22 protein-coding genes are annotated in these 21629 nt (G+C 67.1%); 12 read left to right on the forward strand and 10 right to left on the reverse strand.

The window, feature by feature from the left end; translation table 11 throughout:
* Positions 1 to 136: 136 nt before the first annotated feature.
* The 3 genes from AC1RLU_RS09235 to AC1RLU_RS09245 all read left to right on the forward strand — a co-directional run bounded on the left by AC1RLU_RS09235 (position 137) and on the right by AC1RLU_RS09245 (position 2775).
* On the forward strand, positions 137 to 1069 hold the full coding sequence (locus AC1RLU_RS09235; RefSeq protein ID WP_492795126.1) for a lytic transglycosylase domain-containing protein: 933 nt from the start codon (positions 137 to 139) through the stop codon (positions 1067 to 1069).
* Between the two features lie 178 nt (positions 1070 to 1247).
* The gene (locus tag AC1RLU_RS09240) at positions 1248 to 1826 is read left to right on the forward strand and encodes a L,D-transpeptidase (RefSeq protein WP_492795128.1); all 579 of its coding nucleotides are present in this window, start codon (positions 1248 to 1250) and stop codon (positions 1824 to 1826) included.
* A 79-nt stretch (positions 1827 to 1905) separates the two neighbouring features.
* A complete protein-coding gene (locus AC1RLU_RS09245; RefSeq protein ID WP_492795130.1) occupies positions 1906 to 2775 on the forward strand; it encodes a hypothetical protein in 870 nt (289 codons plus the stop codon).
* 42 nt (positions 2776 to 2817) lie between these two features.
* Here the strand turns inward: AC1RLU_RS09245 and AC1RLU_RS09250 are convergent, their stop codons facing one another.
* The gene (locus AC1RLU_RS09250) at positions 2818 to 3180 is read right to left on the reverse strand and encodes a gamma-butyrobetaine hydroxylase family protein (protein ID WP_061964315.1); all 363 of its coding nucleotides are present in this window, start codon (positions 3178 to 3180) and stop codon (positions 2818 to 2820) included.
* A gap of 160 nt (positions 3181 to 3340) precedes the next feature.
* Here AC1RLU_RS09250 and moaA point away from each other — a divergent pair, with 160 nt between their 5' ends.
* The 4 genes from moaA (at position 3341) to AC1RLU_RS09270 (ending at position 7264) form a co-directional block, all read left to right on the forward strand.
* Positions 3341 to 4354, forward strand: coding sequence for a GTP 3',8-cyclase MoaA (gene moaA, locus AC1RLU_RS09255; protein ID WP_170843325.1), 1014 nt, complete (start codon positions 3341 to 3343; stop codon positions 4352 to 4354).
* A gap of 76 nt (positions 4355 to 4430) precedes the next feature.
* Complete coding sequence (locus AC1RLU_RS09260) at positions 4431 to 5030, forward strand: hypothetical protein (RefSeq protein WP_113586040.1); 600 nt, start codon at positions 4431 to 4433, stop codon at positions 5028 to 5030.
* A gap of 28 nt (positions 5031 to 5058) precedes the next feature.
* Entirely contained in the window at positions 5059 to 6489 is a 1431-nt protein-coding gene (locus AC1RLU_RS09265; protein ID WP_492795132.1) for a hypothetical protein, read from the forward strand.
* 10 nt (positions 6490 to 6499) lie between these two features.
* Positions 6500 to 7264 (forward strand): hypothetical protein, encoded by a 765-nt coding sequence (locus tag AC1RLU_RS09270; protein ID WP_091855669.1) that lies wholly within the window; start codon positions 6500 to 6502, stop codon positions 7262 to 7264.
* A 189-nt stretch (positions 7265 to 7453) separates the two neighbouring features.
* Here the strand turns inward: AC1RLU_RS09270 and AC1RLU_RS09275 are convergent, their stop codons facing one another.
* Complete coding sequence (locus tag AC1RLU_RS09275; protein WP_492795134.1) at positions 7454 to 9199, reverse strand: methyl-accepting chemotaxis protein; 1746 nt, start codon at positions 9197 to 9199, stop codon at positions 7454 to 7456.
* A gap of 220 nt (positions 9200 to 9419) precedes the next feature.
* On the opposite strand from AC1RLU_RS09275, the gene AC1RLU_RS09280 reads away from it, so the two are divergent.
* Entirely contained in the window at positions 9420 to 10322 is a 903-nt protein-coding gene (locus tag AC1RLU_RS09280) for a DMT family transporter (protein WP_492795136.1), read from the forward strand.
* Entirely contained in the window at positions 10319 to 11500 is a 1182-nt protein-coding gene (locus AC1RLU_RS09285; protein WP_492795138.1) for a multidrug effflux MFS transporter, read from the forward strand. The genes AC1RLU_RS09280 and AC1RLU_RS09285 overlap by 4 nt, the downstream gene beginning before the upstream one ends.
* A 23-nt stretch (positions 11501 to 11523) precedes the next feature.
* Here the strand turns inward: AC1RLU_RS09285 and AC1RLU_RS09290 are convergent, their stop codons facing one another.
* Positions 11524 to 12390, reverse strand: a complete 867-nt coding sequence (locus tag AC1RLU_RS09290) for an NAD(P)-dependent oxidoreductase (protein ID WP_492795140.1) — start codon at positions 12388 to 12390, stop codon at positions 11524 to 11526.
* Between the two features lie 133 nt (positions 12391 to 12523).
* Here AC1RLU_RS09290 and map point away from each other — a divergent pair, with 133 nt between their 5' ends.
* Positions 12524 to 13276 (forward strand): type I methionyl aminopeptidase, encoded by a 753-nt coding sequence (gene map, locus AC1RLU_RS09295; RefSeq protein WP_091855674.1) that lies wholly within the window; start codon positions 12524 to 12526, stop codon positions 13274 to 13276.
* Positions 13277 to 13283: 7 nt separating this feature from the next.
* Here the strand turns inward: map and AC1RLU_RS09300 are convergent, their stop codons facing one another.
* From AC1RLU_RS09300 to AC1RLU_RS09315, 4 genes are all read right to left on the reverse strand, one after another.
* Positions 13284 to 14000, reverse strand: coding sequence for an ABC transporter permease (locus AC1RLU_RS09300; protein ID WP_091855675.1), 717 nt, complete (start codon positions 13998 to 14000; stop codon positions 13284 to 13286).
* Positions 13997 to 14707 (reverse strand): ABC transporter permease, encoded by a 711-nt coding sequence (locus AC1RLU_RS09305; protein WP_061964335.1) that lies wholly within the window; start codon positions 14705 to 14707, stop codon positions 13997 to 13999. Before AC1RLU_RS09305 ends, AC1RLU_RS09300 begins: the two co-directional genes overlap by 4 nt.
* A 74-nt stretch (positions 14708 to 14781) precedes the next feature.
* On the reverse strand, positions 14782 to 15555 hold the full coding sequence (locus AC1RLU_RS09310; RefSeq protein WP_492795143.1) for a transporter substrate-binding domain-containing protein: 774 nt from the start codon (positions 15553 to 15555) through the stop codon (positions 14782 to 14784).
* A gap of 199 nt (positions 15556 to 15754) precedes the next feature.
* Entirely contained in the window at positions 15755 to 16957 is a 1203-nt protein-coding gene (locus AC1RLU_RS09315; protein ID WP_492795145.1) for an MFS transporter, read from the reverse strand.
* Between the two features lie 179 nt (positions 16958 to 17136).
* Between AC1RLU_RS09315 and AC1RLU_RS09320 the strand changes: the two genes are divergently transcribed.
* Entirely contained in the window at positions 17137 to 17811 is a 675-nt protein-coding gene (locus AC1RLU_RS09320; protein WP_091856146.1) for a spermidine synthase family protein, read from the forward strand.
* Positions 17812 to 17826: 15 nt separating this feature from the next.
* Here AC1RLU_RS09320 and AC1RLU_RS09325 read toward each other — a convergent pair whose 3' ends face one another.
* Genes AC1RLU_RS09325 through AC1RLU_RS09335 form a run of 3 tightly spaced genes read right to left on the reverse strand, consistent with a single transcriptional unit; the run spans position 17827 to position 20186 of the window.
* The gene (locus AC1RLU_RS09325) at positions 17827 to 18606 is read right to left on the reverse strand and encodes a hypothetical protein (protein ID WP_492795147.1); all 780 of its coding nucleotides are present in this window, start codon (positions 18604 to 18606) and stop codon (positions 17827 to 17829) included.
* Positions 18603 to 19655: an agmatinase gene (gene speB / locus AC1RLU_RS09330; protein ID WP_113586031.1), complete on the reverse strand. Its 1053-nt coding sequence runs from the start codon at positions 19653 to 19655 to the stop codon at positions 18603 to 18605. Before speB ends, AC1RLU_RS09325 begins: the two co-directional genes overlap by 4 nt.
* Positions 19656 to 19673: 18 nt before the next feature.
* A complete protein-coding gene (locus AC1RLU_RS09335) occupies positions 19674 to 20186 on the reverse strand; it encodes a GNAT family N-acetyltransferase (RefSeq protein ID WP_492795149.1) in 513 nt (170 codons plus the stop codon).
* 188 nt (positions 20187 to 20374) lie between these two features.
* On the opposite strand from AC1RLU_RS09335, the gene AC1RLU_RS09340 reads away from it, so the two are divergent.
* Entirely contained in the window at positions 20375 to 21460 is a 1086-nt protein-coding gene (locus tag AC1RLU_RS09340; protein ID WP_492795151.1) for a TRAP transporter substrate-binding protein, read from the forward strand.
* The last annotated feature ends 169 nt before the right edge of the window (positions 21461 to 21629 follow it).

The raw sequence follows: 21629 nt of genomic DNA on the forward strand, positions 1-21629 counted from the left end.
GCTTCACCGAACCGAGGCACGGCCACGCGATGACCCGGCGACCGCGCGGCGTCCTCATCGCACAGGCCGGCACCTCGTCACAACGCGAAAGACGCGCCTGATGGCCGCAGGCGACCGAACATGGCAGAGAGGGCGGATGATGCCGGGCCGTTTCCACCGTTCGATCCGCTTGCCGCGCGGGCTTGCAGCCCTGCTGCTCGCCTTCGCGCTGTCCTGCCCTGCACAGGCGGCGGAAGAGCCGTTGCCGGCATCGTCCGGCATCCAGGATGCGCTGTGCCGTCTGATCGACGACGCCGCGAAGGCGCAAGGCGTGCCCGCCGCTTTCCTGACCCGCCTGATCTTCCAGGAATCGAGCTTCCGCTCTGGCGTCACCAGCCCGGCCGGCGCGCAGGGTGTCGCCCAGTTCATGCCCGGTACGGCGCGCGAGCGCGGCCTCGCCGATCCCTTCGATCCCGAGCAGGCTGTGCCCAAGGCAGCGCATTTCCTGGCGGAACTGCGCGACCGCTTCGGCAACTGGGGCCTTGCCGCAGCAGCCTATAACGGCGGGCCCAACCGCATCGCGGGCTGGCTTGCGGCGCGCAAGGCCGGGCAGGCCCGTTTCCTGCCGGGCGAGACCGAAAACTACGTGTTCACCATCACCGGCCGGACCGCCGAGGACTGGGCCGACGAGGCGATCGACCGCGCCAATGGCGACGGGCGCTCGCCGCCGATGCCGCCGGCAACGCGCGACAGCGATGCGCAGGCGAGCTGTGCGCCGACGCTCGTCGCGATCCGACGGTCTCGCCCTGCCCTTCCCGCTATCGCGGAAGCGCCCTTCGCACCCTGGGGCGTTCAGCTCGCCGGCAATTTCTCGAAGGCGCGGGCGCTGGCGACCTTCCAGCGGGCCGGAGCCCGCCACCGCGCCATCATCGGGGCGTTGCCGCCGATGGTGATCGGGACGCGCCTGCGCAGCCGCGGCACCCGTGCCTTCTACCGGGTGCGCCTGCCGGCCGCGACGCGGGCCGAGGCGATCGCATTGTGCCGGCGCATCCAGTCCGATCGCGGTGCCTGCGTCGTATTGCGGAGCTGACGGCAATCCAGCGATGTTGCATGCGCGCAACGCATCGCGGCAAAGCTCGATGGCTCCCGGCGATGTGATTGCGGCGCGATTGCACGGTCACGGGGAAGCTGACAGGACGTTGATGAGACGTTGACTTTTCTGCGTCATTCTCGCGATCCGCCGTCCCGACCCGCCCGAGGTTCCTCCGATGATTCGCTCCCTCCGCCTGGCCTTGCTCGCGGGCCTTGGCCTGCTCGCTCTGGGCTCCGCCGCCCGAGCCGAAATCGACCCTCTGACCCGCCAGCCGCTGGTCCAGTATGTGGACCCGGCCAAGGCACAGGCCACAGCCATTCCGCGCGAGATTGTCGACTATCCGACGAAGCAGAGGCCGGGCACGATCGTGATCGATTCGGCCGAGCGGCGCCTGTATTTCGTGATGGCCGATGGCAAGGCGATGCGCTACGGCGTCGGCGTCGGCCGCCCGGGCTTCGACTGGGCGGGGACGCAGACCATTTCGCGCAAGCAGGAATGGCCGACCTGGACGCCGCCGGCCTCGATGCTGAAGCGTCGCCCCGACCTGCCGCGCTTCATGGCCGGCGGCCCGGACAACCCGATGGGGGCGCGCGCGCTCTATCTCGGCTCGACCCTCTACCGCATCCACGGCTCGAACGAGCCGGAGACGATCGGCCAGGCGGTCTCCTCGGGCTGCATCCGCATGCTGAACGAGGACGTGATCGATCTTTACGAGCGCGCCAAGGTCGGCACCCGCGTCGTGGTCGCCCGCTGAGCGGAACGCACGGTTGGAACGAGGCCGGCGGCGACGCCGGCCTTTTTCGTTGGCCGCCCCTGCCCGGAACGACCATCCCATGGCGCTTGCCCGCTTTCTCACCAGCCGGCTGCATAAGCTGCTGGAACCCTGGCAATCCGCAGCGCGCAAGTCGCGGTTGCGGAATTTCGACCTCTCGCCCGGCGCCGCCCTGCCGATTGCCCATATCCGTGCGGAAGCGCCTCACCGCTGCGACCATCCGCTCTGCGGGCTCCTCGTCGACGACGCGATCCGGTTTCACAGCCGCAACGCCCCGCGGGCGGGTTTTCGGCGCCGGGGCGTGCCGACGGCGATGCTCATCGACATCGCGCGCTATCCCACGGCCGAGGCCTATCTGCGCGCCGTGTCCAAGCGTTCGCACGGCAATATCCCGCGGGCTGCAAAGAAGGCGGCGCGCCTCGGGATCACCTGCGCGCCTATCCGCCCCGAAAGCTACAGGGCGAGCATCGCGGCGATCGGCGCCTCGAAGCGCTTCCGCTCAGGCGGGCCGGTGCTGAGCGCATGGTTCCGCCCGGCTTCCATCATCGCCGATACGCGGGAGCCGCCCTCGTCCCCACCCTGTCCCAGCCACTGGACGATGACCTGGGGCGCCTTCGTGCAGGAAGAAAGCGGCCCGCGACTGGTCGCCCATCTCTCGTTGCGGCGCGTCGGCGACCTCTGCCGCACGCATGACATCATGTGCCATGGCGACTACCTGCAATCGGGCGCGATGAAGCTGTTGTTCCTTGAGACCACACGCTGGCTGCTGGACCGGCAGGCGCCGGAAACCCAAGGCCTGCGCTGGTTCATGTATGGCGCCATGGAGCACGGCTCGCCCGGCCTGCATGAGTGGAAGCGGCTGATGTGCTTCGAACCCGCCAATCTCGCTTTCGAGCGCCATCTCCACTCCGGCGGCGTGGCACCATCCTGAGCTGGCGCCGAAGCGGCGCCGGCCGAAAGCCGGAGCCTTTCCTTACCGCCGCCGCTCGCGCGACAACCCCTTCTCGGCCAGGGCCGCGACATAAGCCCGCATCTTCTCCTCGCCCTGCTCGCCGAGATCGCGCAGATAATCCCAGGCATAGATGCCGGTATCGTGCATGTCGTCGAAGCCGAGCCTGACGGCGTAGTGGCCGACCGGTTCGACCCGGAGGATCTCGACCTCGGCCTTGCCGGGCACGATGGTCTTCTGACTGGGATGGTGGCCCTGGACCTCGGCCGAGGGGCTTTCGACGCGCAGAAGCTCGGCCGGCAGTGCGAAATGAGCGCCATCCTCGAAGGCGACATGGAGGGTCCGGCGGTCCTTCGAGAGGCGCAGTTCGGTCGGCCAGGATGACATGGGCGGTATTCGTCCTTCGCAGGCTACCATGATCAGGCGCTTGACCTTCACGGGCGCAGTGCCAATGTCATGCTATAGCAATGTGAAGGCGCGCCCGCATCCTGTGCGGACCGGCCGCTCCACAATGCGGGAACGTGAGGCAGACGTGCTGCTCGACGACATGAAGCCGCTGACGCGGTCGCCCCTGGTCGACCCGTTCGGCCGCAAGATTTCCTATCTGCGCATCTCGGTGACGGATCGCTGCGATTTCCGCTGCGTCTATTGCATGTCCGAGGACATGAAGTTCCTGCCGCGCAAGGAGCTGCTGACGCTCGAGGAGCTCGACCGGATCGCCAGCGCCTTCGTCGCGCGCGGCACCCGCAAGCTGCGCCTGACCGGCGGCGAGCCGCTGGTGCGCCGCGATATCATGAGCCTGTTCCGCTCGCTCTCGCGCCATCTCACTTCCGGCGCGCTGGACGAATTGACGCTGACCACCAACGGCTCGCTGCTGCATCGCTATGCCGCCGAACTCGCCGGATACGGCGTGCGCCGCATCAACGTCTCGATCGACACGCTCGACCCCGACAAGTTCCGCGAGATCACCCGCCGAGGCGATCTCAAGGTCGTGCTCGACGGCGTCGAGGCGGCGCGCAAGGCCGGCATGCGGGTCAAGATCAACGCGGTGGCGCTGAAAGGCGTCAACGACGACGAGATCGAGCACCTGATGCTGTGGTCGCATGGGCTCGGCATGGACCTGACCCTGATCGAAGTCATGCCGATGGGCGAGATCGAGGTCGGCCGCGTCGACCAGTACCTGCCGCTCTCGGTCGTGCGCGGGCGCCTGATGGACAAGTACACGCTGGTCGACGATCCCTACCGCACCGGCGGGCCGGCGCGTTATGTCCGCGTCAAGGAAACCGGCGGGCTCGTCGGCTTCATCACGCCGCTGACCCATAATTTCTGCGAGAGCTGCAACCGCGTGCGGCTGACCTGCACCGGCACGCTCTATATGTGCCTCGGCCAGGAAGACGCCGCCGACCTGCGCGCACCCGTCCGGGCCTCGCAGGATGACGCCCTGCTCTTCCGCGCCATGGACGAGGCGATCGCGCGCAAGCCGAAGGGCCACGATTTCATCATCGATCGCCGCCATTCCGGCCCGGCCGTCGGCCGTCACATGAGCGTCACCGGCGGCTGAGCCCGCCGAGGCGCCCGCCCCTCGCTTGACCCTTCGGCCGAATGCGGTCACCGTCCGGGCCGACGGGTGGAGTTGCATGCGGTCACAGTTCAAGGCGATGGCCCGCCGGATCAAGGCGGCCGCGAGCGCGATCGATGATGCCATCAGGCAGACCCATGCGGCACGGCTCGCCATCATGGCTGCTAGTCTGCGGCGCGCCCTGCCCCTTCTCGCCATGCTTCTTCTCGCGACGCTGCTGTTCTGCCTGTTCCTGGCCTGGTCTTCGGCGCGCAGCGTCTTCCTCGTGCTGTCGCCAGCCTCCCCGACCGGAATCATGGCCGGTATCGCGGCTGTCGTTGCGGGGCTTGCCGTGCTCGAACTCTGCGCGGCCTTCGCCATCGTCATCATGACCGCGGCCCTGCAACTCGCCTACGACACCGGGCGCCACTGTGTCCTCGCCTTGCTGGCGATCGCGAGCGCGCTCGGGCTGGCGCTGATGGCTTCTCATCTGTCTGCCGAGGGAATTCCAGCTCTTGCCGGCGCGGTCCTGCCGACGCTCGGCCTCTGCGGGCTCGTGGCACTGACGATCTGGTTCAAGCGCGCCTATCTGCGCCCGGCCTATCCCGGCTTCCGCGACTTCTGGGTCGATGTCGTCGAGGCCCGCCATTTCCTGATGCGAGCCGCCCATGGCGAATGACGATGGCGCAACCTCGCGAGTCGTGCGCATGACACCTGCTCCGACGGCCCATCATCTGGCCGAGTCGGTCAAGGCCGGGCATCACGGCGCGAGCGATGCGGTCGAGAACCAGCCGCCTGCGCACGCGACGATGCTCTCGCAGACCGAGCAGACGCTGGTCGCCCGGGCGCGCGAGCATTTCGCCACGCTGCGGCAGGAGGCGGCGGAGCGGCTCAATGCCATCCAGGCGCAGATCATCAGCCGGCGCGAATTGTTCACGCAGCAGCGCTTCGAGGGGCGCGTGCGCGGCGTCGAGGCGACGATGCGCGCGATGCTCAGCAAGCATGGCGGCGAGCTGGAGCAGCGCGTCTACGATGCGCTCCGTGCCAAGCGCGAATACGCCTTCTTCAATTACGAGAACAAGCGCCGGGCCGATCCCAAGCTCGACAAGTGGCAGTTCATCCTGTTCTTCCTGGTCGTGCCGCTGGTGATCGAGAGCCTGCTCAACGGCAATTTCTTTGCCGAGGCCAGCGATTTCGGCCTGGTCGGCGGTGCTGCGACCGCGGTCATCATCTCGGCGCTCAACATCGCGCTCGGCTTCTTCATGGGTGTCGGCCCAGCGCGCTACTGCCAGCATGTGAAGAGCTCGCACCTGTTCTGGGCCCTGCCAGCCTATGCCGGAATGATCGGGCTGATCGTGCTGTTCAACCTCGCCGTCGGGCATTACCGCGAGATGCTGATCGCCAATCCGGATGCGCGCTCCTTCCAGGTCATGCCGCGCATGATGGAAAACCCGTTCGCGATCTTCGACATCAAGTCGGTCGCGCTCGTCATCATCGGTTGCCTCGTCGCCTTTATCTCGGCGACCAAGGGCTATACCGCCTTCGGCACCTATCCCGGCCATGCCACCGCCTATAAGCGCTGGCGCCAGCGCTGGAGCGCGGTCGAGGAGGAGCGGCGCCGGCTCGATGCCGAATTGCTGCCGGAGCTGGAAGCGATCCGCACCCAGGTCGACGGCTTCCGCGAGGATTGCCGTGACGAACTCGGCAAGCTGCAGGGCGTGAAGGCGGCAGCCGAGAAGGCGCGCGACCTCTATACCTCCCGCCTCGGGCAACTGCGCGCCGCCAAGGACGCCGCGATGATGCAATATCGCGAGGCCAATCTCAGGGTCCGCACCGACCTGCCCCCGGCCTATTTCACGCAATCGCTCAATCTGGCCGAGATCGACCAGCCGGCGGAGCTGCCGGAATATGTCGCCGCTCGCCGCCAGATCGACGACTTCGAGCAGCAGCTCACCAGCATGCCGGCCCTGATCGAGGCCAAGCTCAAGGACCGGCTGGTATTGCTGCGCGGCGTCGACCTTGCCGGCGAGATCGAGCAGGTGAAGCTCAGGGCGGCGCAGGCGGGGCGCGAGGCATTCGAGCAGGACGAGGCGGCCCAGAAGCAGGCGGCGGAGGATTTCGCCGCAATGCCGCGCTAAAGGTCGACAGATGAAGACCGAGAACTGGGCGATCGTCGCCTCCGTGCTCGCCGGGCTTGGCCTCGTCGGCTTCTTCGCGGCCCCCTCCCTGCTGCGCGGCCCGCCGCGCGACCAGGAGACTTTGTGCCCGAAGAGCGGGCCTGTCGGGCACACCCTCATCCTCGTCGACAAGAGCGATCCATGGAGCGAGGTGCAGGCCGGGCGTCTCAAGACATTGGTCAAGCAGGTCGGCGACGAATTGCCGACAGACAGGATGCTGTCGATCTATGTGTTCAACGACGTGTTCGAGCCGGGTTTTCCTGCGCTGGTCTCGCTCTGCAATCCCGGCAAGACCGCGAGCGAACTGATCGGCAATCCGCGGCGCGAATACGTCAAATGGGTCGAGAAATTCGGCCGCCCGCTCGACGAGGCTTTGACCGTGCTGACCCAGCCCGGAAAGGGCAATCAGTCCCCGATCGTCGAGGCGATCGGGGATGTCGTCTCGCGCCGCGAGAACCGCGTCCCGAGCGGAGACCGCAAGCTCCTGCTCGTCTCCGACATGCTGCAGAACTCGGGTCAGTTCACGATGTTCGGCAATGCCGCCGGCGCGCGCGATCCGGAGCGTTTGCGGCGGCTGCTCGGCAAGGTCTGGCAGGATTCGGGCGCAGGGACCTGGGAGCTGAGCGTGCATCAAGTCCAGGGCGTCTACGATCCGGCCCGGCTCGAGCAGACCGCCACGCTGTGGAAACAAGCGTTCCAGAAGCTGAATATCAGCGTGAACTGGGACCGGTTGTAAACCGTCACATGCGCTGTCATCCCGTGCGCGGTGCAGCGCGAAGCGGTGCTCCGCAGACACGGGACCGCGTGACGAGAAGGCGCCTTTTCCGGAGAACGGTCCCGCATCTGCGCAGCGGCACTCCGCGCCGCAGCGCGTGCGGGATGACAGGCGGGACCGGGTCACGCCCTCAAGCGCGACGATGTCCCATCAAAGCCGATAGGCCATCCGCACGCCGCCCCAATGGCGGCCACGGACGCGCAGCGGGGCATTGATCTCGCTCAGCAGTTCGGCGCGGCCGTCCTCATGCTCGTACCGACTGAGCTGGACGAGGAAGGGGCGGACCGAGCGCCCGGCGCTCAAGCCCGCGCGGCTGTCGACGATCCGGCGATTGCGGGCGTGAGCGGCGTTCCAGGCGGGATCGCCGGGGCGCGGCGGCTGGGACCAGCCGGCATGATGCACCGGGACATAGCCGTTGCGATCGCTCGGCAGAGCAAAAACCAGACGTTTGTCCGAGCCGAGCGCATCGGCGAGCAAAGGCGGCAGGACCGTTTCGAGCACCGGCAGGCTCGGGCTCAGATATTGCCGCGGCTCGACTTCGGGGACCGGCACATAGCGGAGATCGAACAGATCATTCTCGGAGAGCAAACCGCGGTCGATGGCGTCTTCCATCGCCGCCGCGGTCTCCCGTGCGAAATCCTGGGCGCGCTCGATCAGCGGACGCCAGGAGCGCTCGATCTCCTCGATCATGCCCGCCAGTTCGCCGCAGCCGGCAGCGGCATCGCCCGCGAAGGCAAGGTGCAGGCCGAACTCACTGGTGCCCGTCATGCGGCAAGGTAGCGGCGGCAAGCCCTCGATCGTGACCACGCCGGCGCCACCGATCGGCAACCGGGCCTGATGCGAGCCGGCCAGCAAGGCCCCGCCCCGGCCGAGGTCGACCAGCCGGCCGGACACATCGGCACTGCCGAGCGCAAGATGCGCGCTACGGGCCGTGGGAAAGCGGTCGAAGCGGCGCCGGTCCGCGAAGGCCGAATGGCGCAGCACGGGCTTGAAGCGCCTGAGCATGTTGCCGACCAGGCGGCTGCCCTTCTGCGTGGCCCGGCGGGCGCGCTCGTTCTCGGCCACCGTCTCATGCGCGACCCGGTCGATCTCGTCGGCCCGCTGCGCAACGCCCTCGACGAAGAGCGCCGTTTCCCGCGCGTTGCGGGAGAGTTCCGCGGTCGAATTCACCTGCTCCTGGGACGCCCGTCCGATCGTCGCCATGATCGGATTGACGCCCCGGACGATCTCCAGGGTGTCGTTGACGATACCGGTCGAGCCCTGAGCGGCACGGGTCAGCCGGTCGACACGCTCGCGGATATGGCCGACGGCGTCGCTGACCTCCACCGCGAGGGTCTTGACCTCGTGGGCGACGACCCCGAACCCCCGCCCGGCCTCGCCGGCGCGGGCGGCCTCGATCGCCGCGTTGAGCGCAAGGAGATTGGTCTGGCGCGCGATCTCGGCGATCGAATCGACGATGCCCCTGATCTCCCCCGTTGCATCGGCCAGGCCATCCAGCATCACCGCAGCCTCGCCGGCCCGCGATACGGCGGCATCAAGCCTGTCGCGAACGCTGACCACCGCTCCGTCGACCTGCTCCGCCGCCTGCGAAACCTGATGAGTCGCGGCAGCAAGAGCGGAGGCGTTCTCGCTGGCGGCACCGACGGCGCTGCGCATGCTGCCGGCATTCTCGAGGATGGCACGCGAGCCGCTTTCGGACTCGGTCGAACGCTGCTCGGCCTCGCCCAATTCCTTCGTCAGTCGCTGCATCGCGAACAGGATGTCACGCTCGATATCGTCGACGGCATCGTGGGCGGACACGTCATAAGGCTGGGTCGCGGCGGTCTGCCGAGGCGTGACGTCCTCCACAGGCAAGGGCGCTGCGGGGACTTCCTCCACCGGAGTTCGGGCGCCCAACCAGCGTCGAATCCTGCCCTGCATCCCCTACCCAGTCTCACCATAGGTCAAGCTCGGGTCCGGTTATGGTCCCGGCTGGTTAACAAAGGCTTCCACGCTGCCGCGCGCCGCCCCTGCCGGAGACGCATTGGACCCGCATCGCCAGCCCCTGTATGGCTGAGTTTCCGCGCCATACGGACAGGCTGCCGGCCTGAAGCCTCCCGAACAGGATTTCCATCCCTTGGCCAGCGCTGCCGAAAACCGCCGCGGCATCATCTTCATGCTCGTCGCGATGTCGCTTTTCGTCGTCAACGACGTGTTCATGAAGCTCGCTCGCGAGATCTATCCGGCCGGACAGGCGATCGCACTCAGGACCGGTTTCGCGGTCGTGGTCGGACTCGCGCTCGTTTTCGCGGCGCGGGAAAGCGACCGGCTGCGTCTGGCGTTCCGTCCGCGCGTGCTGCAGCGGGGCATTCTCGAGGCCTTCAGCGCGCTGACCTTCGGCTGGTCGCTGGGCCTGATGCCGCTCGCCAACCTCACCGCGATCAACATGGCCTCTCCGCTGCTCATCGTCGCGCTGGCGGTGCTGCTGCGGATCGAGAGCGTCGGCTGGCGGCGCGCGATGGCGCTGACCGTCGGCTTCATCGGCGTGCTGTTCGTGGTGCGCCCGGGTGCCGAATCCTTCAATGCCGCCGCCATCGTCGCCGTGATCAGCGCCTGTCTCGTCGCCGGCCGGGACCTGACGACCCGCACCATCGGCGCCGAAGTCCCCTCGACCGTGGTGTCGCTGACGACGACGATCCTGGTCGGCCTCGTCGCGCTCGCCTATGGCCTCACCGAAGAGTGGCTGCCGGTCTGGCGGCTGGAAACCGCCTATATCGCGCTCGCCGCCGTTCTGGTGACGATCGGCACCTTCTTCATCATCAGCGCCTTCCGGCGCACCGATGTCGGCGTGATCTCGCAATATCGCTACGCCATCATCGTCTTCGCGACCGTGCTGGGTTACGTCGTCTGGGGCGACGTGCCGGATCTCTACGCCGCCATCGGCGTCGCGCTCATCGTCGGCAGCGGCCTCTACACCATGCATCGCCAGCGCGTGCGGCCGGATTCCAACCTGAAGCTCACGCGAAAGCCGGCGGCGTGACGGCGGCGGTCAAGCCGACACTCGCGATCCTCGTCGCGATCTCGGCGCTGCAGCCGATCGCGCTCAACCTGCTCGCCCCGGCCACGCCGGCGCTCGCCCGGCATTTCACCACGAACTACGCCACCATCCAGCTCACGCTGACGCTGTTCCTGGTCGCCGTCGCCGTAACGCAGCTCATCATCGGGCCGCTATCGGACCGCTTCGGACGCCGCCCCTGCGTCAATGCGGGCGTGGTCCTGTTCGTGCTGGGCTCGGTGCTGGGGGCGCTCGCTCCCTCGACCCATATCCTGCTGATCGCGCGGGTGCTGGAAGGGGCCGGCGGCGGCGCGGTCTTCGCCTTGTCGCGCGCCATCATCCGCGACACCGCCGATCGCGACCATGCCGCGAGCCAGATCGCCACAGTCACCATGGTGATGGTGGTGGCGCCGATGCTCGCGCCCTGGCTCGGCGGCCAGATCGAGACCGCCTTCGGCTGGCGCGCGATCTTCTGGTTCATGACGCTGTTCGGCGTCGCCGTGCTCGTCTTCACGCTCGCGCGCCTGCCCGAGACGGCGCCCAATCTCGGCCGGCAGAGCTCACTGCTCGGCGTCTTCCGCGTCTTTCCGGAGCTCGTGCGCAACCGCGACTTCATGCTGAACGTCGTGGCGGGATCGTCTGCGTCCTCGGCCTTCTTCGTCTTCATCGCAGCGACGCCCTATATCGTCGTCGAGACGATGGGCCGCGGCTCGGACGTCTACGGCGCCTATTTCATCCTGAATGCGCTCGGCTACATGCTCGGCAATTTCGCGATGTCGCGGCTGGCGGTGCGCGTCGGCACGCAAACGATGGTGCGCCGCGGCCTCGTGATTTCCTTCATCGGAACGGCCGTGGCGATGGCCCTGTCGTTCACGCCCTGGTGGTCGCCATTGGCGCTGTTCCTGCCTCTGGCGCTGAACGCGGCCGGCAATGGCATGACCATCCCCGGCGCGACGGCCGAAGCGCTGTCGGCCCGCCCGGAACTGGCCGGCTCGGCAGCGGGATTGTTGGGGGCTGTCCAGCTCGGCTTCAGCGCGGCGCTGACCGTGCTGATCAGCTGGCTCGTGACGCTCTGGCCACAATCGATGAACCTGATGATCTGGCTTCTGACGACGGCGGGCCTCGCCGCCGTCGGTTTCGTGCGGAAACGGCCCGGTCGCTGATATGAGACCGGGCCAGCGTGATCTCAGCCTTCCAGGCGGGCGATCAGGCTCGACGTATCCCAGCGCTTGCCGCCCATCTTCTGGACCTCGGCATAGAACTGGTCGACCAGCGCGGTGACCGGCAGTTGCGCGCCGTTGCGGCGGGCCTCGTCGAGGACGATGCCGAGATCCTTGCGCATCCAGTCGACGGCGAAGCCGAAATCGAACTTGTTCTGGTTCATCGTCTTGCCGCGGTTCTCCATCTGCCAGGAGCCGGCGGCGCCCTTCGAGATGACCTCCAGCATGGCCTCGACATCGAGCCCGGCGCGCTTGGCGAAATGGACGCCCTCCGACAGGCCCTGCACCAGTCCCGCGATGCAGATCTGGTTGACCATCTTGGTGAGCTGACCGGAGCCGGCCGGGCCCATCAGCTTGCACATGCGCGCGAAGCTCGCGATCACCGATTCGACCCGGGCATAGGTCTCGGGCTCGCCGCCGCACATCACGGTCAACACGCCGTTCTCGGCGCCGGCCTGCCCGCCCGAGACGGGCGCATCGACGAAGCCGAAGCCGCCCTGCTTCGCGGCCTCATAGAGTTCGCGCGCGACATTGGCCGAGGCCGTGGTGTGGTCGACGAAGACCGCGCCCTTCTCCATGCCGGCGAAGGCGCCGTTCTCGCCGATCGTCACGGCGCGCAGGTCGTCATCGTTGCCGACGCAGCAGAAGACGATCTCCTGGCCCTTCGCGGCATCGGCCGGGGTCGGCGCCGAGACGCCGCCATGGCGGGAGACCCATTCCTGCGCTTTCGTCGGGTTGCGGTTGTAGACGGTGACCTCATGCCCCTTGGCCTTGAGATGGCCGGCCATGGGAAACCCCATCACGCCGAGACCGATGAATGCGACTTTGGCCATGCCGAGCTCCCGCTTTTCTCCGAAGATGTCCACGCTTTAGCGTGCGCACGCCGGGCGGGAAAGGCGATTGCACGCCATCCGCCCATGCGGCTTTTCCCTTGCGGCCGGAGGACCAGCGGCTTAGCTCCGGCTCATGACGATATCGAACGACGACGAATTGCAGGCGCTGAAAGAGATCGGCGGCATCGTGGCCCGCGCGCTCGCGGCCATGGGCAAGGCGATCGAACCCGGCATGACCACGGCCGAGCTCGACGCGATCGGCCGCGACTATCTCGAACGCCATGGCGCGCGCCCTGCCCCGGAACTCGCCTATGAGTTCCCCGGCGCGACCTGCATCAGCGTCAACGAGGAGGTCGCCCACGGCATTCCCGGCGAACGCCGCATCCTCGCGGGAGACCTCGTCAATATCGACGTCTCCGCCGAGAAGAACGGCTTCTTCGGCGATACCGGCGCATCCTTCGCCGTGCCGCCGGTCAGGCCGAAACTGGAACGCCTGTGCCGCGACGGCCGCCGCGCGCTCTGGGCCGGTATCGGCCAGGTCGGCGCCGGCAAGCCGCTTGCAGGGATTGGGCAGGCCGTCGGGCGCTTCGCCGAGAAGAACGGCTACACGCTGGTGCGCAATCTCGCGAGCCACGGCGTCGGCCGCTCGCTGCACGAAGAGCCGACGGAGATCGCGACATGGCCGGATCGCAAAGAGCGCCGGACCATGACGAACGGGCTCGTCTTCACCGTCGAGCCTTTCCTGTCTCTGGGCGCGGACTGGGCCGAGCATGGCGACGGCGACCGCTGGACGCTCTACAGCGATCCTTGCGCGCCCACCGTACAGTACGAGCATACCGTCGTCGCGACGCCTCGCGGCGCGGTGGTCCTGACCCTGCCGGGTTGAGGCCGGGTCAGCGCAATGCCATATGGCGGCTCAGCCTGATCTCGAGCCTGTCCCAGACACGCCGGATGATCTCGACCAGCACGAGATAGATCAACGCGGCATAGAGATAGATCGAAAGATCGAAGGAGCGGGCGAAGGCCAGCCGCGTCGCCCCCATCAGGTCGAACAGCGTCACCAGCGAGACGATCGCGCTCGACTTGATCATCACGATCAATTCGTTGCCGAGCGGGCGCAGCGCCAGGATCATCGCCTGCGGCAGCACGACGCGGCGCAGGGTCGCCCAGCGATGCAGGCCAAGCGAGAGCGCCCCCTCGAACTGCCCGCGCGGGACCGACTGGATGGCGCCGCGCAGGATCTCGGCCTGATAGGCGGCTGTGTTGATCGTGAAGGTGAAAGCCGCGCAGTAGAACGGCTCGCGGAAGAACCACCACAGGCCAACATCCTGCCAGAACTCGCGGAACTGGCCGAGGCCGTAATAGACGAGGAAGAGCTGGCAGAGCAGCGGCGTGCCGCGCAGGAAGGTGGTGTAGCCGCTGACCGCCATCCGCGCCCAGCGCGGGCCATAGAGCCTGGCAATGGCGAGGCCGAGCGCCAGCACGAAGCCGATGGCGACCGTGATCACCACCAGTTCGAAGGTGACCCAGAGGCCGCTCGCCATCCGGCAGCCGTAGTTCTGCAGGACCTCGCTGCCGACGAGATAACCGGGATATTCGCACCAGTTCATCGCGTCGCTCCGCCGAAGGCGGCCTGGCCGCGATTGGTGCGCTGTTCGAGCTTGTCGATGCCCCAGGCGGAAACCAGCGAGAAAAAGAAATAGAGCAGCATCGCCGTGCCGAAGAACAGGAACGGCTCCTTGGTCACGACATTGGCCCGCGTCGCGATGAACATGATGTCCTGCAGCGTGATGACCGAGATCAGCGAAGTCTCCTTCAGCAGCACCATCCAGTTGTTGCCGAGGCCGGGCAGCGCCACGCGGATCAGCTGCGGGAAGACGACGAGGCGGAAGGCCTGCGCCTTCGACAGGCCGAGCGCCGAAGCGGCCTCGCGCTGGCCCTTCTGGATCGAGTTCAGAGCGCCGACCCAGACTTCGCTGGAGAAGGCCGCGAGCACGAGGCCGAGCGCGACCATGCCGGCGACGAAGGGCGGGATCGAGAAGCCGGTCCAGATTCGCTGCATCAGCACCTGGATGCCGAAATAGATGATGTAGAGCGTCAGCAGTTCCGGCACGCCGCGGAAGACGGTGGTGTAGATCGTCGCCAGCGCGCGCAAAAACACGCTGTCGGAACGTTTCAACAGCGCGATGATCAGGCCGAGGGCCAGGCCGAACGGCAAGGTCGCGAGCGCGACGGATATGGTGTTGGCGGCACCTTGCAGCAGGGCCAGGCCCCAGCCGCCGGCCCCGAAGCCAAGCAGAGCGAATTTGTCGAACATGGGAGGGCCGGCGCGCGAGGAACTGAAGCCCGCCGGCCCGATGCGGCCGGCGGGTGATCATCGTCGATGTCAGATCAGTCGAACTTGAACCACTTGTCCTCGAGCTTCTTGTGCGAGCCGTCGGCCATGGTCTCGGCGATGGCCTTGCTGATCATGTCCTTCAGCGCCGTGTCGGTCTTGCGGACCGCGCCGGCGACGCCGGGACCGTGGATGGCGTCGTCGCGCTTCACCTCGGCGATCTTCTTGCAGCAATCCTTGCCCTTCCCCTTGAGGAAATCGGCAAGGGCGAGCGCGTCGGCGACGATATAGTCGAGACGGCCGTTGAGCAGATCGAGATTAGCCTCTTCCTGGGTCGGATAGAGGCGCGCGGTCGAATCCTTGTAGAATTTCTCGACGTAGTTGGCGTGGATCGTCGAGCCCTGCGCACCGATCGACTTGCCCTTGAGGGCGGCCGGCGAGATGTCGTCCGACTTGGTGGTCTTCGGGCCGATCACCCAGATCGGGGTCTTGCTGTAGACGGAGGTGAAGTCGACCTGCTTCTTGCGTTCATCGGTCGCGTTCATGCCGGCGAAGATGACGTCATACTTGTTGGCCTGCAGCGCCGGGATGATGCCGTCCCAATCCTGCACGACCCAGGTGCATTTCACCTTCATCTTCTCGCAGAGCAGGTTGCCGTAATCGATCTCGAAGCCCTCGAGCTCCTTCTTGGCATTCAGGTTGTTGTAGGGCGGATAGGCACCCTCCGTGCCGATCCGGATCTCCTTCCACTCCTTGGCCTGGGCGAGCGCCCCTGTCGCGCCGACGACCGTCAACGCCGCCGCCGCGATAAAACGAACGAAACTCTTCATGGGACCTCCGCAGATTCAGCCGGCCGGTCTTGCTGTTGTCCCGGTCCGGTTCTGTGGCGACAGATTGGGCGCAGTTTCATTCCACTCGCAAGAGGGAGCGATGCAGCTTTTCGCAGCTTGCGCGTCCAAATCCGCGCCTGGAGCCGAGATGCGACCAAAGAAGCAGGGGTACAGGCGGGGCGGAGACCCGCCGCCCTACTCAGCGGCGAGCGTCGAGAACCGCGACGATCCAGATCGCGAGACCGCCGAGCGCCAGCGCCGCACCGACCCAGCCGGTCGAGGTCCAGCCGTAGCCAGCGGCGATCGCCATGCCGCCGAGCCAGGGGCCGAGCGCATTGGCGGTGTTGAAGGCGCTGTGATTGAGCGCGGCAGCCAGCGTCTGCGCGTCGTCGGCGACATCCATCAACCGGGTCTGCAGCATGGCACCGAGCCCGCCGCCGCTGCCGATCATAAAGATGACCAGCGACACCGCCCAGATATTGCCGGCAGCGAAGGGAAAGGCCGCCAGCCAGAAGGCGCTCCAGAGCAGCATGCCTGCGGTTGCGGGAACGAGCGCCCTGTCAGCCGCCCAGCCGGCGACGAGCGTGCCTGCCGTCAGCCCCAGACCGAAGACCGCGAGCACGACAGGGACCAGCGCGGGCGAGACCCCGGTCACCGCCATCAGCGTCGAAGCGAGATAAGCGTAGACGGCGAAGAGCCCGCCGAAGCCGATGGCGCCGGTCGCGAGCGTCAGCCAGACCTGCCGGCGCTTCAGCGCACCGAGCTCCCGCAATGGGCTCGCGCCAGGCTGCACTGCATCGCGCGGCGCAAACAGCGCGATCAGGAGGGCCGTCAGCAAGGCGAGCGCGGAGACGATGGCAAAGCCCGAGCGCCAGCCCAGGACCTGCCCCATCCAGCTTGCGACGGGAACGCCGATGATCGTCGCGACCGTCAGACCGAGCATGACGCGCGCCACCGACTGCGCCCGCCGGTTCGGCGCCGAGAGGGAGGCTGCGACCAGCGCCGCGACCCCGAAATAAGCGCCGTGCGGCAGCCCGCTCAGGAAACGGAAGACCAGCATCCAATGATAGTTCGGGGCGAGCGCGCTCAGCCCGTTGCCGAGCGCGAACAGGCCCATCAGCCCGATCAGCAGCGTCCGGCGCGGAATCCGCGCCGCCAGCACCGCGATCAGCGGCGCGCCGACGACGACGCCGAGCGCATAGACGCTGATGACGTGGCCGGCCGTCGGCTCGTCGACGCCAAGCCCCGCCGAGAAGTAAGGCAACAGGCTCATCGCCGCGAATTCGGTGGTGCCGATGGCGAAGCCGCCCATGGCCAGCGCGAACAGCACCAGCCCCACCGGGACGGGCGTACGGGCGGATACCGGCGCATCCAGGCTGCGATCGTTCGCGGCGAGTGTCATGACGAGCTTTCACGGAGAAGCAGGCGCAATGCTGCGCCGCAACATGAGATAGCCATGCATCATCGACCGATCAACGTCATGCGTGACGATATTTCATGCAATCAGCGCATATCGTTTTGGCTTCCAGGCGTTCGAGCCGAATGAGCTATAAGGCGGCTTCCCAGACAGGCGAGAGCGACGTGATACCCTGGACCACCCTCGATACCGCAGCGCTGCCGGACGGCAGCGGCGACCTCCGGCTGAAGCAGCGCGGCAGCGAATTCTCGATCATGCTCGGCAGCAACGAGCTGATGAACAGCCGCCTCAGCGGCTCGGAGGAGGCGCTGGCGACCCTGGTCTGCGACCGGCTGGGACAGCGCCGGCAGCCGAGCATCCTGATCGGCGGCCTGGGGATGGGCTTCACGCTGCGGGCCGCGCTCGCCAAGCTGCCTGACGACGCGCAGGTGGAGGTGGCCGAGTTGATCCCCGCCGTCGTCGCCTGGGCGCGGGGCCCAATGGCCGCAGTCTTCGGCGGCAGCCTCGACGATGCCCGCGTGCAGATGCGTGTCACCGACGTCGCCGCGGCCATCGCGGCCGGCAAAGGGCGCCACGACGCCATCCTGCTCGATGTCGACAATGGTCCGGAGGGGTTGACCGTGGCCGGCAACGACCAGCTCTACGGGGCGGCGGGGCTGCAGGCCGCCAAAGCCGCGCTGCGGCCCGGCGGCATCCTCGCGGTCTGGTCCTCGGGGCCTGACCATGGCTTCACCCGGCGGCTGCGCCAGGCCGGCTTCGCCACCGAAGAGGTGACGGCACGCGCCCGCCGCACCGGCGGCGGGGCGCGCCACGTGATCTGGCTGGCAACCCGGCCCTGAAAGGCCGGGCCTGTCTCAATTGACCTTGCAGAAGCCTTCGCAGGGAGCGGCGGCCACGACAGAGGCAAATTCCGCAACCGCCTTCTGCGCTTCCGGCTTCAGGGTCGGGCTCACCGCCTGAAGCGCGCCGACGAGGGCGTTGCGGTCCGGTGGGGCGAGCGCGGCGGCAATGCCCCCGGCATTTTCCGCGAAAGCCTGTGCGAGCAGCAGGCGATTCGCATCGCGCAGCCCGGTGCCGCGCAGCGCCAGCGCCGCGCCGACGACGATCTCCTGCAGGCCGAGCCGCATCTGCCGCAAGCCTTGCGCGCGCGCCTCGGTCTTGTCTTCCTCCTTCAGCCTGAAGGAGAAATCGTTGATCGCCGACAAGGTGCCGCCGGCGGCCTTGAGCAGAAAGACGCGCGCGCGGGTCAATTCATCCTGGAATTCGACGGCGTTCGCGGCCAGGTCCGGTTCCTTTCGGCCCTGCCCCGGCTGGAACAGGGCGTAGACCTGAAGGACGCGGGTCTGCTTCTGCACGATATCGTGCAGCGCCGGGAGATCGGCGGCGCCGTAGGGCGCCTTACCGAGGATCGCCGGCACATTCCAGACATCGGCGAGAACCTTGCCATCGACCGGATCGGACAGGCGCGGAAGAGTTCCCTTGCCATCGTAGAGCCTGAGCAGCGATTCGACGGAAGCGAGGGCCGCATCCAGATAGGCCTGCCCATTGGCCGGCACCTCGGCACGCGCAGCCGGGGCCAGCAGGCACAGCCCGCTCAGCGCGGCGATCCGCGCGATCGATCGAATCCGAATCATGGTCTTCCTTTTCCCGAAGCGCGCGCCTCAGCCAACAGGCAAAGCTCCGTAAAGAGCACCTGGGCCGCACATTGCGCCGTATTGCTGGTCGCGTCGTATTGCGGCGCCACCTCTACGACATCCGCAGCGACGATGTCGCGCCCCTTGAGCGCCCGCAGGATCGCGAGGGCCTCGCGCGGGCTCAGGCCGCCGACTTCCGGCGTCCCGGTGCCGGGCGCGAAGCCGGGATCGAGCGAATCGACGTCGAAGGACACATAGGTCGGCCCGTCGCCGATCACGGCCAGCGCCTTGGCGATCACCGCGTCAAGGCCGAGATCGTCGACCTCATTGGCATGGATCACGGTCATGCCGGATTCGTAGGAGAACTCCCAGAGATATTCGGCGCCGCCGCGGATGCCGATCTGGATGACCCGCTGCGGGTCGAGCACGCCGTCGAGCACAGCCTGCCGGAACGGCCCGCCATGGTGGAATTTCGAGCCCTCGTAAGGGCCGGAGGTGTCGCAATGGGCGTCGATATGGACCATGCCGACCGGACGCTTCGCGCCGACCGCCTTCAGGATCGAGTAGGTGATCGAATGGTCGCCGCCGACGGCGAGCGGCGAGACGCCGGCCTCGACGATCGTCCTGAAGGTCGCCTCGATATCCTCGTGGCAGCTCTCCAGCGAATAGCGCGAGCGGAACGGCACGTCGCCGATATCGGCCGCCTTGAGCATGGTGAAGGGCGCGGTGCCCAGCGCATGATCCATCGGCCCCATGCGCTCGATGGCGCGGACGGCGCGCGGGCCCAGGCGCGCGCCGGCGCGGTTGGTAACGCCGAGATCCATGGGCACGCCGATGATCGCGACATCGAGACCGCCGAGGCCGGGCGCGGCAAGGGCGTCAGGGCGATAGGGCGCGCCGAGGAAGGTCGCGACATCCGCGAAGGGCCATTTGCGCTGGTCGCCGGTGAACTGGCCGGCAGCCACCTTGGCGAAATGCGGGTCGCGGATTTCGCCGCCACCGCTGCCGGAATAGCGCTCCCGCAGCTTCGCGAGCCTGTCCTGATCCATATTTCCCGCTCCGCTTCGTCAGCCGGGAATGCGTTCGAGCATCACCACCGGCCCGTTCTGGTAATCGACCTGTCCGAAGCTCTTGTAGCCGAGCTTGTGCGCCACACGGAAGGAGGCAAGATTCTCGGGCGCGATGATGCAGACGCTGCGCTGCTCGCCATGTGCGGCGGCAAACCAGCGATGCGCGGCCGCCGCCGCCTCCCCCGCATAGCCCTTGCCGTGCGCCTCGCCGGCCAGAATCCAGCCGGCCTCCGGCGCATTGTCGAAATCCGGGGAGAGACCCCTGCAACCGTCGAACAGGCCGACCTCTCCGACGAGGGCGCCGCTGCGCTTCTCGACGACCGCGAACATGCCATAGCCACGCAGGGCCCAGTGGCCGACGATGCGGGTCAGCCGATGCCAGGCTTCCTCGCGATTAAGCGCCCGGCCGCCGAGAAAGCGGACGATGGCGAGATCGCTGCGCATCGCATGGATCGCTTCGAGATCTCCGATTTCGGGACGGCGCAGGCGCAGGTTTTCGGTCTCGATCATGCCCGCTTTAACCACTGCCGCAGAAGCCCGCCAAGATGGGGATGGAAACTAGCCGAAAGTCGCAGGAATCGGCGATGAAATCCCTCGCACTTGGAAAATCCATTCGCTACAACCCGATTCCGAACGCCGGGCGGCAGAACCTGTTTCGAAACGCCCGCATCCGCCAAACATCCGAGGAGAATGTCTAGATGAAGCGTCGTCAGTTTATCCAGACCGCCGCGGCTGGCGCTGCCGCGACCGCCGTCGCCATGCCGGCCGTCGCCCAGTCGAACCCGGAAATCAAATGGCGCCTGGCGTCGAGCTTCCCGAAGTCGCTCGACACGATCTATGCCGGCGCCGAGATCATGGCCAAGATGGTCTCCGAGTTGACCGACGGCAAGTTCCAGATCCAGGTCTTCGCGGCCGGCGAAATCGTTCCGGCGCTGCAGGCCCTCGATGCGGTCACGAACAACACCGTCGAGATGGCCCATACCGTCTCGTATTACTATGTCGGCAAGGACCCGACGTTCGCGATCGCCGCCTCGGTGCCGTTCGGCCTCAATGCCCGCATGCAGAACGCCTGGCTGTTCCAGCATGGCGGCAACGAGATGTTCAACGAGTTCTACAAGAAGTTCAACGCCTACGGCCTGCCCTGCGGCAATACCGGCGCGCAGATGGGCGGCTGGTTCCGCAAGGAGATCAAGTCGGTCGCCGACATCCAGGGCCTGAAGATGCGCATCGGCGGCATCGCCGGCTCGGTGCTGCAGAAGCTCGGCCTCGTGCCGCAGCAGCTCGGCGGCGGCGACATCTATCCGGCGCTCGAAAAGGGCACGATCGACGGCGCCGAGTGGGTCGGCCCCTATGACGACGAGAAGCTCGGCTTCGCGAAGGTCGCGCCGTACTACTACTATCCGGGCTTCTGGGAGGGTGGGCCGACCGTCCACGCCTTCGTCAACCTGGAGAAGTGGAACGCCCTGCCGAAGGCCTACCAGGCCGCGCTGACGGCCGCCTGCACCTATGCCAACACGCAGATGGCGGCGAAGTACGACGTGGTGAACCCGCCGGCGCTGAAGCGCCTGGTCGCGGCCGGCACGCAGCTGCGCCCCTTCCCGCAGGACGTGATGGAAGCCTGCCTCAAGGCCTCCAACGAGCTCTATGCCGAGATCTCGGCCAAGAACCCGGACTTCAAGAAGGCGATCGAGACCATGGCCGCCTTCCGCTCCGACCAGTATCTCTGGTGGCAGGTCGCCGAACTCAGCTTCGACGTCTTCCAGGTCCGCACGCGCGCCCGCTGAGCGATCAGGCGCCACGACGGCTCATCGACAGGAGGCCCGGCGAAAGCCGGGCCTTTTTTCATCGAAACGGCGGAAACGCGCGGCTTCATCGATCGCGCTTCGAAAAGGTTCGCAGCCGACTCATGACGAATTTGCATGATTGCCATGCAAATTCCTCTTGCGCCCGCCA

The sequence above is a fragment of the Allobosea sp. GW822-FHT05A11 genome (assembly GCF_058800455.1).